Below are 13108 nucleotides of genomic sequence, written 5' to 3'. Positions count from 1 at the left end.
CATCTATGTCCGGTATATTTTTAATACAAGACAATTGCAATAAATTATAATGTCATTCTGAGGAGGTGCAATATAATAATTGCACCTCTTGTTCAGAATGACAGAAAATAAGAGGATTTAATTAATTATTTAACTTCCACTGTTTTAAAATACCAGTTAATTCCTCCGGTAATTGTTGCATCGTCCAATGTCTTGCCTTCTTCTCCAACAGTACTTCCGTCATTTGTTTCAATAACTCCGTCAAAGATATTGAAGCTTCCGTCAAGAATTGATTGTTCTGCTTCAGCAATTGCATCAGCTGTTCCTTCTGCAACTACACTTTCATTAAGTGGAGAAATACCAACCAGTCCTTCTTCCATTCCTCCAAAGTAATTTTCATTTGTCCATGTTCCGTTTATAACATTTTCAACGGCTGTAGTATAATATGCAGACCAATCCCAAACTGCAGATGTAATTGTTGCTTTAGGAGCATCCTTAGACATGTCTGAGTTATAACCGATTCCCCACTTACCAGCTTTTTCAGCTTCAAGTTGAGGGTTAGGAGTATCGCAGTGCTGTGCAATAACATCGCAACCTTCAGCAAGCAACGCTTTTGCTGCATTAGTCTCTTCCTCAGGCGAATACCAGCTGTTAGTTACCTTTACATATACTTTTGCATCAGGGTTTACTGAGTACACTCCCATTGCAAATGCATCAATTCCGCCTGTAACCTCAGAGTTTTGCTGTCCCATTGCCGCAACATATCCTACTAAATTGCTCTCTGTTTTTAAGCCTGCAGCAATACCTGTTAAATATCTTGCCTGATAAATTCTTCCGAAATAATTATTAAAGTTTGTATCGTTGCTCTTGTATCCTGTACCATGTGAAAAAATCACTTCAGGATATTCTTCTGCTAAAGCTTCCATTATGTCCATGTAACCCCAGCTTGTACCAAAAATAATGTTAGCTCCTTCTTCTATTGCTTCAAGTATTGCCGTCTCCGTAGCAGTAGGATCAGTATCATTTACATTGTTCTTGCGAATAATTTGGCTGTCATCAAGTCCCAGTGCTTCCTGCATTCCAACTATTCCCTGGTCATGAGCGTATGTATAGCCAGATCCGTCAGCAGGGTTTCCTATATGGATAACTGCCACTTTTATATCTTCCTTTGCTATTGCAGGAAATAATCCAGAACCGCTCTGTTCAGTTCCCTCTGATGCCGGTGCTTCCGATTGAGGTTCCTCAGCCGCAGGCTTCTGAGCGCACGCTGCAAGTGAAAAGATCATTACAAGTGATAAAATAATGCTAAGAAATTTTTTCATTTTATTCTCCTAATTTTTTTAATATTTAAAAAGCAAGAAATAGACGTTTGCTTTTTATATCTTTCGTAAAATTTAGTGTATAAAACACAAAATGCGCCTGTTAATTCAGACGCATCATATAAATAAAATTCAAATACAAAAAATCAATAGTCAAACAATTTACGGTTGTTTGGTAGAAACTACGGAACCATATTATCCCTATTATATTGATGCGCATATTCAATTTCATATCATTTTACATTTTTATTATAGCAGAAACTAAAGAATAAGCAATAATTTTTTTTTATTAATTTTCGTAATAATAAATACTATTTTTAATTTATTAGTAAATAAACTTCGTGTTTATTTTATGAGCAGGCCCACAGGACAATGGTCGCTTCCATAGTATTCAGGGTATATGAATGCATCTAAAAGTTCATTTTCAAACTCTTTTGATGTTATAAAGTAGTCAATTCTCCAGCCTACGTTCCTTTCTCTTGACTTGGCAAAATTAGACCACCATGAGTATGCTTCCTCCTTGTCAGGATAAAAATATCTAAATGTATCAATAAACCCTGCTTCAATCAGTTCCGTCATCTTGCTTCTTTCTTCATTTGTGAATCCGGCACTTTTTTTGTTTGTTTTAGGATTTTTTAAATCTATTTCCTTATGTGCAACATTTAAATCTCCGCACATTACTACAGGCTTATGCTCATTGAGCTTAAGAAGGTAATTTCTGAAATCATCCTCCCATTTCATCCTGTACTCAAGCCTTTCAAGGGCTCTTTTAGAATTTGGCGTATATACATTAACCAAGTAAAATTTATCAAATTCAAGAGTTATAACCCTTCCTTCGTTATCATGTTCCCCTATACCGATTCCATACGCCTCAGACAACGGCTGTTCCCGCGTTAATACCGCTGTTCCCGAATAACCTTTCTTTTCGGCATAATTCCAAAAATCATGGTATCCTTCTAATTCAAGCTCAATTTGTCCTTCCTGAAGTTTTATCTCTTGCAGACAGAAAATATCTGCATCCAGTTCCTTAAATGAATCCATAAATCCTTTGTTCACGCATGCTCTTAACCCGTTGACATTCCATGATATTAATTTCATAAAAACTCCTTTATACTTATATGTAAAAAGGGCTTATATTTTTCAAATTAATGACACTGTCATCTTGAAAATTATAGCACCCTTTTATGTTATTCAAAAAATTAATCGCCCCAATGCTATTTATCGTCGCACTTAAGCACTCCTCCCTGGGCGTAATTCTCAAATTCCATTTCTCTTATTATAATCTTTACAGCTTCTTTCGGGCAATTAGCCGTTTCCATAACTGCCTGAGTTACCCTTTCAGCAAGAGCCCTTTTCTGCTCCACAGTTCTTCCTTTTAGCATTTCAACTTGAATAATAGGCATAATTTCCTCCTCCAATAATAATTTAATCGTTGCTGATTATTTTTTTACATATATATTCAGACAGTGATGTAAACAACATCGCCTGATATAATACATTGAATTCCACAACATCGCCCAGTTTATATTCTCTCTTGCAATCGTGTATATCCAAAATTGTGTGGTCGCTGCTTGCGCCCATTACAATTATATCCTTGTCCTTCGGCACGAGCTTTGACGAATCTCCAACATCTTGGTTGCCCAATGCAATTATTGCCCTTTTTCGGATACCTCTATCTTCGTAGTAAGCCTGCTCTCCAAAAGCGTTAACTGTCAGCTCTCCAATAGGGTGTGTAGGCTTTTCGTTTAGCTCTATTATCTGAGCCTTTAATATAAATGTATCTTTATCAAGTCCTTCTATATTTGTATTCCAATAAAGTGGAAGATCCTGAGTATTTATAATTCCTTCACCTAAGCGAAGATGGTTTATTTTTTCTGGGACTTCACCTTTGACCAAAAGAGGAAGTGTGGTAGTTCCACCTCCTGAAACAATATGCAGTTCTCTTCCGATTATTTTTTCAATTTCTGCCGCAGCTTCAGCAAGCTCTAATAGATTTTTATTTGTTGGTGCCACCGATCCGTAGCAGCTCAGATTTGTTCCAACACCTTCCAAAACAAGACTATCCAATTTATTTTCCGTCATCTTTGCCAGCTCAGTAAGTTCATTTCGTGTAAATACGCCTTCCCTCAAATCTCCCAGATCATACATTAGCACTACGCCATATTTTTTATTTTGTCTTTCTGCTTCTTTGTTTAATGCTGTTAACATTTTCTCCTCAGAAACAAGGCATATATCGCTGTATCTTACAACATCCTCTATTTCGCACAGCATAGGGATTCTCACAAGAAGCAAAGGAATTTCAATTCCCTGGATTTTTATTTGCTTAAGCTGCTCAATTCTGGAACTTCCGATTTGCCTGCACCCACCTTCAATCATAGCGCGAACGCCCGGAATGATTCCTCCAAACACTTTTACTATCCCGGCAACCTCAATACCGCTGCTGCCGCAGAGTTTTGTAACAATTTTTGTGTTAGCCCTGAGTTTGTCAACATTAATTTCAAGTACCGGATATTTAACCATGGCTCTCTCCTTAGATTTTTTTGATATTCTAAGCTCAGAAAAAAATTTCTTCAGAATATCTGAACAACTGTCCTCCATAATCCCGAATTTCACATCTATCTGATGATTCAGCTTATCTGTTTGAGCTATATTCAACACGGAGCCGCAAGCTCCTGTTTTTAAGTCTGCAGCGCCTATAACAAGCTTCTCAATTCTTGCGTTTACAAGAGCACCAGCGCACATGGAGCATGGCTCCAGCGTAACGTACATAGTGCACCCGGGCAGCCTCCAGCCTCCCAATTTTCTGCAAGCTTCTTTGATTGCTGCTATCTCTGCATGCAAAGTTGCATCTTTAAGCGTTTCTTTCTGGTTGTAGCCTCTTCCTACTATTTCACCATCCCGAACTATTACGGCTCCTATTGGAACCTCATTGATATCATAAGCTTTTTGAGCCTCCTTCAAGGCTTCTTTCATAAATAATTCATCCATCCAGCGATTTCCTTACATCATTTATACTATTATAATTTATTTTTTGCTCATAAGTCAATACATACATATGTCTTTTATTACCTATTTACTTTTTATCAGGACAATTCTATAATTGAGATACGAAACAGGGAACATTTTGTCTTAAAAACACGTCTGATTAATTGAAGCATTATAATTTGTGACGTTAGTACACAAAGTCTAAAAGGAGGACAAATTGAAAGAAATAATAAAAAAAATATCCGTTACCGGTCTGTGCCTTATATTAAGCATTAATTCATTTGCTTATGCCGGTGTGCTTGATGCTATAACTGATACAGAAACTACGGAAGAAAAAAACACAACCATTGAAAATTTAGATACTGAAGCAGAAGAACCGAAAACGGATACTATAAATGATGAAGCAAAGCCAAAAGCTGCTTTTTCCGATATAGAAGACCACTGGGCAAAAGACTGGATTGAAAAGGCTGTTAATCTTGGGTTTGTTTCAGGATACGAAGACGGAACATTCAAACCTGACAGAACAATTACACGAGCAGAATTTTCAAAATTATTAAACAGCGCCATGCATACAGAAAAAACAACTGATCTTGGATTTTCTGATGTAAGCAATAATGAATGGTTTTACGAAGAAGTTCAAAAATCAATTGCATCAGGATTTTTCTCAGGCTATGAAAACAACACCTTCAGGCCGAACAACCCTATAAAAAGAGAAGAGGTCGCAAAAGTTGTAAGCTCTGCCATAACAACCGGAGAAGCCTACGGTGACGGTGCTGCATTGCTTTCTGACTATGGAACAATACAGGAATGGGCAAAACCAAGTGTTAATTCAGTTTACAACAAGGGATATATCTTGGGATATCCCGAAGGGCTGTACCTACCTGCAAAAGCGTTGACACGTGCAGAAGCAGTTAAAATAATTTATGAAATAATTGATAATGAAAATATTGAGAGAGGCTTTAATATAACAAATTATGAAGAAACCTATTCAAGTGCGGTCGTAGTAGGCGACCTGAATATTTTAGATTCCGTTGGAACAGGCAATGTTTATATAAAGAATGTTGTGGTCCTTGGCGATATAGTTATTTCTGCCTCACAAGTAAAATCCGTACAGCTTACGGACGTAACAGCAAGAAATATTATAGTTGTTGATGAAAACAACCCCGTAAAAATAGTGTGCAACGATAATATTGCAATAGCTAGGACTCAGCTTCCCCCTGTTGTTATTGTTCAGCGTATTGGGAGCAATGTAAGTATATAAAATATTCTCCGGAGACAGTACAGTTATAAAATTTTGCGCTGCCTCCGGAAGAGTTATATGAATTTATTAAAGCTTGTTCCAATACCCCTTTTAACTGCCATTGCATCAAAAATTCCAATTACATGTTACAGCTTAAAGAATTCCCCTGTTAAGCATGATTCCCCGCACACTTTGCCTCCAACATACCTGCGCCGACAACTTTTCAGCTGTTCAATACCTGCTGTTCAGTATTTTACACCTGATGCTTCCCCCTTGGCATCAAATGTTATCGAAAGGGATATTCCCCCTAATTATTTATCCCTTTATTATATAGACAATTCATAGTCCAAAAACGTAACATTTTTTAAAAATTTATTAATAATTTTTAAATTGTAAAAAACAATCTCATTAAACAAAAAACTTAATACACCTTTCTGACAGAAAATCCTTCCTTCGCAAGACTGGCGATTATTTTTTGTATATGCTCGTTTCCAGTTGTCTCTACTGTTATTTCAAGCTGAACCTTTGTGAATCTGTCACTTGCCTTAAACTGGTTATGATCAAGCTTTATTACGTTACCGTTTAATTCGGCAATAATTCTTGAAATTTTCATAAGCTGCCCCGGTATATCCGGTAAATCTACAGAAAAGCAAAAGATCCTTCCTCTGGAGACCAATCCTTTATTAATTAATGAAGATATGGTAAGCACATCTATATTACCTCCGCTAAGCACACTTACAACATTTTTATTTTTAATGTTAAGTTTTTTTAATGCTGCAACAGTGAGCACAGCCGAAGTTTCACATATGAGCTTATGTTTTTCAACCAGCAAGAGCAATGCCTCCGTAATATCTTCTTCCGTAACAGATATAATATTATCTACATATTTGCTTGTTATGTCATATGTGATGTTACCAGGACGTTTAACAGCCACCCCTTCAGCATTTGTGCTGCAGGAGTCGATTTCAAAAACACTGCCTTTTTCCAACGAAAGCTTCATAGCCATAGCACCAACCGGTTCCACTCCTATCACTTTGATCTTTGGATTAATGCTCTTTGCAATAAGAGCAATTCCGCTAATAAGACCTCCGCCTCCCACCGGAACAAGAATTGCATTTGTGTCCTTCAACTCACGAAGTATTTCAAGGCCTACTGTCCCTTGTCCGTATATAACACCGTAATCATCAAATGGATGGATAAATGTATATCCATTTTCCAAGGACATTTCAACCGCTTTTTTATAGGACTCGTCATAAACATTTCCGTGAAGAAACACTTCCGAACCATATGATCTTGTGGATGCAATCTTAATTAAAGGAGTTATTTTAGGCATTACTATTACAGAAGATATATTTAGCTTTTGAGCTGAAAAAGCCACACCCTGAGCATGATTTCCGGCAGAAGCAGCTATTATTCCCCTCTTTTTTTCCTCTTCACTCAAACCAAATATTTTATTATACGCTCCTCTTATCTTAAATGAACCTGTAAGCTGCAAATTTTCAGGCTTAATGTAAACATTGTTTCCATACTCGCGGCTAAAAAATTCACTGTAAATAACATCTGTCTTCTGAATAATTCCTTTAAGATTTTTCGAAGCCCGTATTATTTCTTCGCCATGCTGACTAAGTGTGTAACTTGCTAGATTTTCTTTTTTCATATCATTCTCCTCCTACTTTTGGCAAACAAAAAGCAGGTTCTCTCAAAGGACGAGAAAACCCGCGGTACCACCTTAATTGTGCCAAAAGCACCTCTCTTTACATTATAATAAATGAGACCTTCTAACGGGGTCTGCCGCTTTTCCTACTTATTTTCAGAAAAGTTCTCGGGAGTGATTTATATATAATCCGCCTGCCGCTTCACACCAACCAGCAGCTCTCTTCAAGCCGGTAATTACATACATATCTCCTTCATTGAAATTAATTTTAAATTATTACAATAATACAGGCCTCAAAACAGCTTGTCAAGCATTTTTTTATTAAATATTAACTAAAATTTAAATTATTATGTATATCTTTGTCCAAAATATGTTATAATTGCTTTATCAGCCGCAGGAGAGGATAATCTATGTTTTTCTTATTAGCAGTATCGGATGCAGAAGAATCCGATTTAGAAATGACTAATTACGAATATGCAGTATTTTTATATAAAAAGTACAATAAAACCCTTTGGAAATATGCTTTTACCCTGTCTAAAAGCCCTGATATCGCAAATGATCTTGTGTCAACAACGTTTCTCAAGGTTGTTGAATGTATAGAAATGATACAAAAAATTCATATCTACAAAATAAAGTCATATTTAATGAGTATGATCAAGAATAACTACATTAATTATGTCAAAAAAGAAAAATTAAATGTTGACCTTAGCCGCGTACCTGAACATGCCTACCACAGCAATGATGGTGACATTATCGAAGAAATCTACGGTTCAGAAATTGAAGAAGCACTGAAACATATGCCTGAGCCGTATAAATCGATTTTACAATATCGGTATGGATATGATGAACTTTCTTACGAAGAAATAGCAACTGCTTTGGATATAAATGTAAAAAGTATTAGGGTATACAAACAAAGGGCTGTAAATATGCTGAAGCAAAGATTGAAAGGCGGTGAACAGTGCAATGAATGAAAGCGATTTCAATAATTATGATTTTGATTTTCTTATTAAAAAAGCTGCCATATCACTGGCTGAAAAAGACAACGAACTGTATGACATGTTTGAAAAAGACGAATCAATTATTAATCCCAATCAGGATGAGCTGGATAAAAAAATATATGCCCTGATTAATAATCATCTAGGTAAGGACAGCGCCAGAATAGCAAGAAAGAAGAAGTTTAAAAGCATAATGTTCAAAGCTGCCGCATTTGTTTTAATATTGTTGTCCGGTTTTATAATTCCCTTTGTCACTGTTGATGCTTTCAGAGAAAAAGTCTTAAATTTTTATATAGAAAATTTCGATACACACGCTACCTTTACGCCTGAGGAAGAGGTTGAGCATCTTGAGGAGATTACAGTAGAGTATATTCCTGAAAGATATATTGAAAGCGATAAATATAAATCTGGTAGTTTTTATACATTAACCTATTATAATTACGAAAATAATTATATCTATATTTCTCATTACGATAATGCATTTTCATTTAACATAGATACCGAAAACTGCAAAAAATACAATGTAAATATTAAAAACAAAAACAGTTATATTTACAGAAAGTCTGGTTTTATTACATTAATTTTTAAATTTCATGAAAACTTAGTTGTAATTAATAGCAATGATGACCTCTTAACTAACGAAGAATTAATAAAAATAGCCGAATCTATAAGATAATTGGTTTCCTTTTAAATTATTGTATAAGTAAAAAAACGTAGAAAAATTAAAAATAATGTTACATTTTATCATTTTATATTGTCTTATATATAAATTATCATAAAACAAAGGAGAATAAAATGAAAAAAATACTAAGCTTAATTATCGTAATGTCTATTTTATTATCGATGGGAGTGCAGTCATTTGCTACAGTTAATGAAATCACTTCAGGAGAAATTTCTCCAAGGTACATTAGCTTAATGAGCATAGCCTCAGGGCTTGATATTGATAGCCTAGGTATAGCTGAATGCAAAGCTAATATGTCACATAGATCGAGTGACGGTTCATGCGAATTAACTATGAAACTTCAAAAATCAAATTCTGGCAGTTGGAGCACCATAGCAACTTGGTCAAAAGAAGGTGCATACACTTGTGAAAATACAAAGCTTAGAGCTGTCTCAAGTGGAACATACAGACTTTACGTAATAGGTAAAGTTTATGATTCATCAGGAAATTTCGTAGAATCTGCAACTGTATATTCTCCAACAAAAACATACTAAACTCAAAAACCAAGGACGATCCTCAGATCGTCCCGTTTTTTATTTTATATTCAGGTATTCTGTTGTTTTTTCAAAATCGTCACTTAGTTCAATGTTATAGATAAAAGGTTTTAAGTCTTCATCATTGTTATTTTCTTCTACGGTTATTTCCAAATAGTATTCTCTTTCTTTGCTTGATATGTCTTTCTCATAATTGTAATCAGTCATTGCCGTAAATGAATTTTTCACATCCATGATCTGCCCATCAATATCCTCAATCAGATACGGACGTATATCCTCTATACTAATATCTGCAGAAAAACTTTCTGAATTTATTCCGTATTTACTTATTTCAACATCTATATCATATTTATTTCCTGAGTAATATTTTTCATCATACAAGTAGAAATACTTTTTAGCTTTTAATTCCTGTGAATTTAACAGCCTATACGCAATTTCGTCTTTTGCTTTATTATCCTCATCTGCACCATCTTGAATCTTATAATCTCTGACAAGGTATTTGCCGTCATTCATATAATATGCTATTACTATATTACTCATATAGGAATTATCCTTGTTGTAATTCTGATTTGCAAGAATTTCCTTATGAAGGTCAATTGCAACCTGAATATTCTCCTTGTCTGAAAACAATATTACATATTGTTTTTTCCATATATCAGAAATATCACTGTCACTTAACTCGCCATCCTCCATGTATTTCACTATCTCTTTGTGAGCCCATGTAGAATTCCCTATATAAACAGCTCGTACGTCCTCTGCTTCAGGAACGGCTTCTTTGTATTGATTGGCAAATAAGACCGTTCCTCCGGTCAAGGCGATAAAGACAACCATGCTTACTGCAAATACTTTTAAAGAAAGCTTTGAAACTCTAAAAGATTTTTCTATAACAGCAATTATAAGATAATATGTCAGAGCTGCCATGAGCAATGAAACTATAATTGCGTTCATTATATTTTCATTTAAAGATGTAAACGAGAAAAACGCCGGAACTATTAAACACGCAAGCACTGATACAAAGTACTTATAGCCGTCAAACACTATAAAATTACCGGTGTTTTCATTTTTTCTTCTACTTAACATCTTAAATATTAAAAGTGTTATGCCCACAAGTATAATTCCAAGCAACAGAAAATATATATAATCTACCGGTTTGTCAGCATATTCTGCAAAGTATATGTATTCCAGCTTGTAAAAGGAGTCTACGAAGTAATTCATAAGAACTCTTGCGCTGAACCCGGCAACTATATTTTCCAATATAGAAAACATAAACTGAATTATAAGATAAATTATACCCGGCAAAGCAAAGTTAAATATTGTCATTGCCCCTGCAACCAAAGTATTTCCTGCCAGTATTGAAGATAAGGAAACCAAAAATATTCCCGTAGAAAGCCATGGAATTATGAGTTTAAAAGATTCTAATATCTCGTAATCCAGTCCTTGGAAGACTACTGACAAAACAATCAAAAGGAGCATGTATGCAGCAAAAATCAAATTTATTGCTACGTTTACTAAGATCTGCTCTCTAAATGAAGCAGGCTTTGATTTGTAATATGCCAGCTTAGAATCATTGTGCAAAAAGCTGTTATCAACCAGACAATTAACAAACAGCAATACAAAAATCTCAAATATACCGAAAAATATAAAAAACTCTTTCTCCGATCCCAATATAAATGGAATCAGCATTGTTGTAACAAAAATTATTACCGTTGACAGAAAGAACCAATTTTTCTTGTTGCTTAGTGCGTTCAAAAACAGTTTGCTGAACAAATTATTTTTTTTCTGTTCCATAACCTGCACCTCCCAGCTCTGTAATAAATATCTCCTCAAGGCTCATTGAAAGTTTATCAAATAAAAGAACATTAAATTTACTTTCCAGTTTCTTCTCAAATTCGTCCACATCTCCGGTCAATGTACAAATATTAATACTGCCTATTTTAACGGACCTGATTATATTGTATTCAGCAAATTCCGCCGCATCAAATTCGCCATCCACAGCAAACTGGACTCTTTTTATTTCATCTTTCATTTTTTCAAGATTTTCTTCCCTTAAAATTTTCCCTTCATGCATTATGCCTACTTTATCACATATATTATCCAGTTCTTTTAAATCATGTGACGAAATTACAACCGTCATTTCGTTGTCTATTACTTCCCTAATCAAAATATCCCAGAACTTTCTCTTAATTACGGCATCCAGCCCGTCAACTATTTCGTCCAGAAGCAAAAGCCTCGGTTTCGATGAAATGGCCAAAACAAAAGCAGCCTGCTTTTTCTGACCCTTGGACATTTTATTCAGACTTTTATTCTTATCAATATTAAAATAACTTACAAGCTCATTAAATTTTTCTTCTGACATTCTATCGTACATAAGTTTTTCATATTCAAACAGCTTGCCAAGTGTGCTTTGATACGGAAAAAACAGACTGTCCTGCACATAATAAAAATCCTTTAGAATTTCCGAATCTTCTTTCACCTGTACATCATCATAAAAAATATTTCCTTTATCCTGTCTGTAAATCATCATTATATGTTTAAGCAAAGTTGTTTTGCCGCACCCATTGGAACCAACCAGCCCGTATATCTGACTTTTTTCAGCATTTATGTTTATATTGCTTAAAACTTGAAAATCTCCGAATTTTTTACTTAGATTATCTATTTTTAACATACTACCTCCTATTTCATGTCCGGATTCAGCATCTTTTTAACCATTTCAATTATATACTCATCGCTCATGCCCATACTTTTTAAGGTTTTAAGTGCTTCACTCAATTTTTCTTCCATAATTTTTATATGTACACTCCTTAGCTCTTCTGAATTTTTTACAAAGTTTCCTTTACCTTTGACAGTATAAATATAATTGTCTTCTTCTAAGCTCTTATACGCTTTTTGTATTGTGTTCGGATTGATTTTTACCATAGAAGCCAGCTCTCTCACTGAGGGCAGTTTTTCATCAGATTTCAGTGCTTTTGATAATATGAGTCTTTTTATTTCTTCATATATTTGCTCATACAAAGCCTTTGAGCTGTTGTTATCTATTTGTATCATCTCACACCTCCTTAAATATTATTACATGCCAGTTTACCATTAACATATTCCATGAGTTTTCCTTCATATACTTCGTTAAGCTCAAGGTTATTGTAGTCATCAGGTATCACAAGAGATATTTCTTTATTGAATGGTACAATACCCCAAAGCAAGTACGTCACAAAACTTGAACAAACATAGTAGTAGTGCCTTTGAAAAGGTATATTCATATAAATTAAAAATAAGTTTAAAAAACTGTATCTAAAACTGTCCGGTTCAGATAAAAATTTCTCCAGCCTTCTAAGAATTATATTATAGTCGGCATCTGTAACATCAAGCTTGTATATTTTACATTTTGTATTAGGATGCATTTTAAATACTCCGCTATCCGGATTCTCCTTTACAAATCCTCCTATCAGCGGGAACCATGTTATCTTTCTTCCAAAGCTAAACATTGTTTTACAGTCATCGTCAAAGGATATAGAAATATGATTGTAAGGCTTTTTTGATACTGCCCTTAATGTCCTTGAAATAACCGTATTAGTTTGTGTAAGTACTATATTGATCTGTTTCATTTTAGTCTCCAATTACATAGATGGTACTATATGTATTAATACACTTAGTACAGTAACTGTATTATACATAATAGTACACAATCTGTCAATATATTTTTTTAATAGCATCAAAAAAATCATCC

14 protein-coding genes, 1 riboswitch and 1 other annotated feature are annotated in these 13108 nt (G+C 34.6%); of the genes, 5 read left to right on the top strand and 9 right to left on the bottom strand.

The annotated features are described in order from the left end of the window. Positions 1-125: 125 nt before the first annotated feature. The 4 genes from ACS3UD_RS13725 to tadA form a co-directional block, all read right to left on the bottom strand. A complete protein-coding gene (locus ACS3UD_RS13725) occupies positions 126-1301 on the bottom strand; it encodes a BMP family ABC transporter substrate-binding protein (protein ID WP_308139075.1) in 1176 nt (391 codons plus the stop codon). A 127-nt stretch (positions 1302-1428) separates the two neighbouring features. After that, positions 1429-1530: riboswitch (purine riboswitch) on the bottom strand. A 113-nt stretch (positions 1531-1643) separates the two neighbouring features. Next, positions 1644-2396 carry an exodeoxyribonuclease III gene (locus ACS3UD_RS13720; RefSeq protein WP_308139076.1) on the bottom strand — a complete coding sequence of 251 codons (753 nt, stop codon included), beginning with the start codon at positions 2394-2396 and terminating at the stop codon, positions 1644-1646. A 116-nt stretch (positions 2397-2512) separates the two neighbouring features. Then, a complete protein-coding gene (locus ACS3UD_RS13715) occupies positions 2513-2701 on the bottom strand; it encodes a 4-oxalocrotonate tautomerase (RefSeq protein ID WP_213926021.1) in 189 nt (62 codons plus the stop codon). 22 nt (positions 2702-2723) lie between these two features. Continuing rightward, on the bottom strand, positions 2724-4286 hold the full coding sequence (gene tadA, locus ACS3UD_RS13710; protein ID WP_308139077.1) for a tRNA adenosine(34) deaminase TadA: 1563 nt from the start codon (positions 4284-4286) through the stop codon (positions 2724-2726). Positions 4287-4500: 214 nt separating this feature from the next. Here tadA and ACS3UD_RS13705 point away from each other — a divergent pair, with 214 nt between their 5' ends. After that, positions 4501-5544 carry an S-layer homology domain-containing protein gene (locus tag ACS3UD_RS13705; protein ID WP_308139078.1) on the top strand — a complete coding sequence of 348 codons (1044 nt, stop codon included), beginning with the start codon at positions 4501-4503 and terminating at the stop codon, positions 5542-5544. A gap of 57 nt (positions 5545-5601) precedes the next feature. Continuing rightward, positions 5602-5868, top strand: coding sequence for a hypothetical protein (locus tag ACS3UD_RS13700; protein WP_308139079.1), 267 nt, complete (start codon positions 5602-5604; stop codon positions 5866-5868). Between the two features lie 76 nt (positions 5869-5944). Here the strand turns inward: ACS3UD_RS13700 and ilvA are convergent, their stop codons facing one another. Then, a complete protein-coding gene (ilvA, locus tag ACS3UD_RS13695; RefSeq protein ID WP_308139080.1) occupies positions 5945-7180 on the bottom strand; it encodes a threonine ammonia-lyase in 1236 nt (411 codons plus the stop codon). Between the two features lie 42 nt (positions 7181-7222). Continuing rightward, positions 7223-7443, bottom strand: a binding site (T-box leader). A 144-nt stretch (positions 7444-7587) separates the two neighbouring features. Here ilvA and ACS3UD_RS13690 point away from each other — a divergent pair. The 3 genes from ACS3UD_RS13690 (at position 7588) to ACS3UD_RS13680 (ending at position 9387) form a co-directional block, all read left to right on the top strand. Next, complete coding sequence (locus ACS3UD_RS13690) at positions 7588-8148, top strand: RNA polymerase sigma factor (protein WP_308139081.1); 561 nt, start codon at positions 7588-7590, stop codon at positions 8146-8148. Further along, a complete protein-coding gene (locus ACS3UD_RS13685; protein WP_308139082.1) occupies positions 8141-8848 on the top strand; it encodes a DUF4367 domain-containing protein in 708 nt (235 codons plus the stop codon). Before ACS3UD_RS13690 ends, ACS3UD_RS13685 begins: the two co-directional genes overlap by 8 nt. Positions 8849-8967: 119 nt before the next feature. After that, on the top strand, positions 8968-9387 hold the full coding sequence (locus tag ACS3UD_RS13680; RefSeq protein WP_308139083.1) for a hypothetical protein: 420 nt from the start codon (positions 8968-8970) through the stop codon (positions 9385-9387). 39 nt (positions 9388-9426) lie between these two features. On the opposite strand, the gene ACS3UD_RS13675 is transcribed toward ACS3UD_RS13680, so the two are convergent. Genes ACS3UD_RS13675 through ACS3UD_RS13660 form a run of 4 tightly spaced genes read right to left on the bottom strand, consistent with a single transcriptional unit; the run spans position 9427 to position 12986 of the window. Then, a complete protein-coding gene (locus ACS3UD_RS13675) occupies positions 9427-11175 on the bottom strand; it encodes a hypothetical protein (RefSeq protein ID WP_308139084.1) in 1749 nt (582 codons plus the stop codon). Continuing rightward, positions 11156-12052, bottom strand: a complete 897-nt coding sequence (locus tag ACS3UD_RS13670; protein ID WP_308139085.1) for an ABC transporter ATP-binding protein — start codon at positions 12050-12052, stop codon at positions 11156-11158. The genes ACS3UD_RS13675 and ACS3UD_RS13670 overlap by 20 nt, the downstream gene beginning before the upstream one ends. 8 nt (positions 12053-12060) lie before the next feature. Then, positions 12061-12432, bottom strand: a complete 372-nt coding sequence (locus ACS3UD_RS13665) for a GntR family transcriptional regulator (RefSeq protein WP_308139086.1) — start codon at positions 12430-12432, stop codon at positions 12061-12063. 11 nt (positions 12433-12443) lie between these two features. Further along, positions 12444-12986, bottom strand: coding sequence for a hypothetical protein (locus tag ACS3UD_RS13660; RefSeq protein WP_308139087.1), 543 nt, complete (start codon positions 12984-12986; stop codon positions 12444-12446). Between the last annotated feature and the right edge of the window lie 122 nt (positions 12987-13108).

This window comes from Sedimentibacter sp. LTW-03 (genome assembly GCF_052059825.1).
Lineage (GTDB): Bacteria > Bacillota > Clostridia > Tissierellales > Sedimentibacteraceae > Sedimentibacter.
Note: the sequence above shows the minus strand (reverse complement) of the source record. Positions and strands in the feature narration are given on the sequence as shown.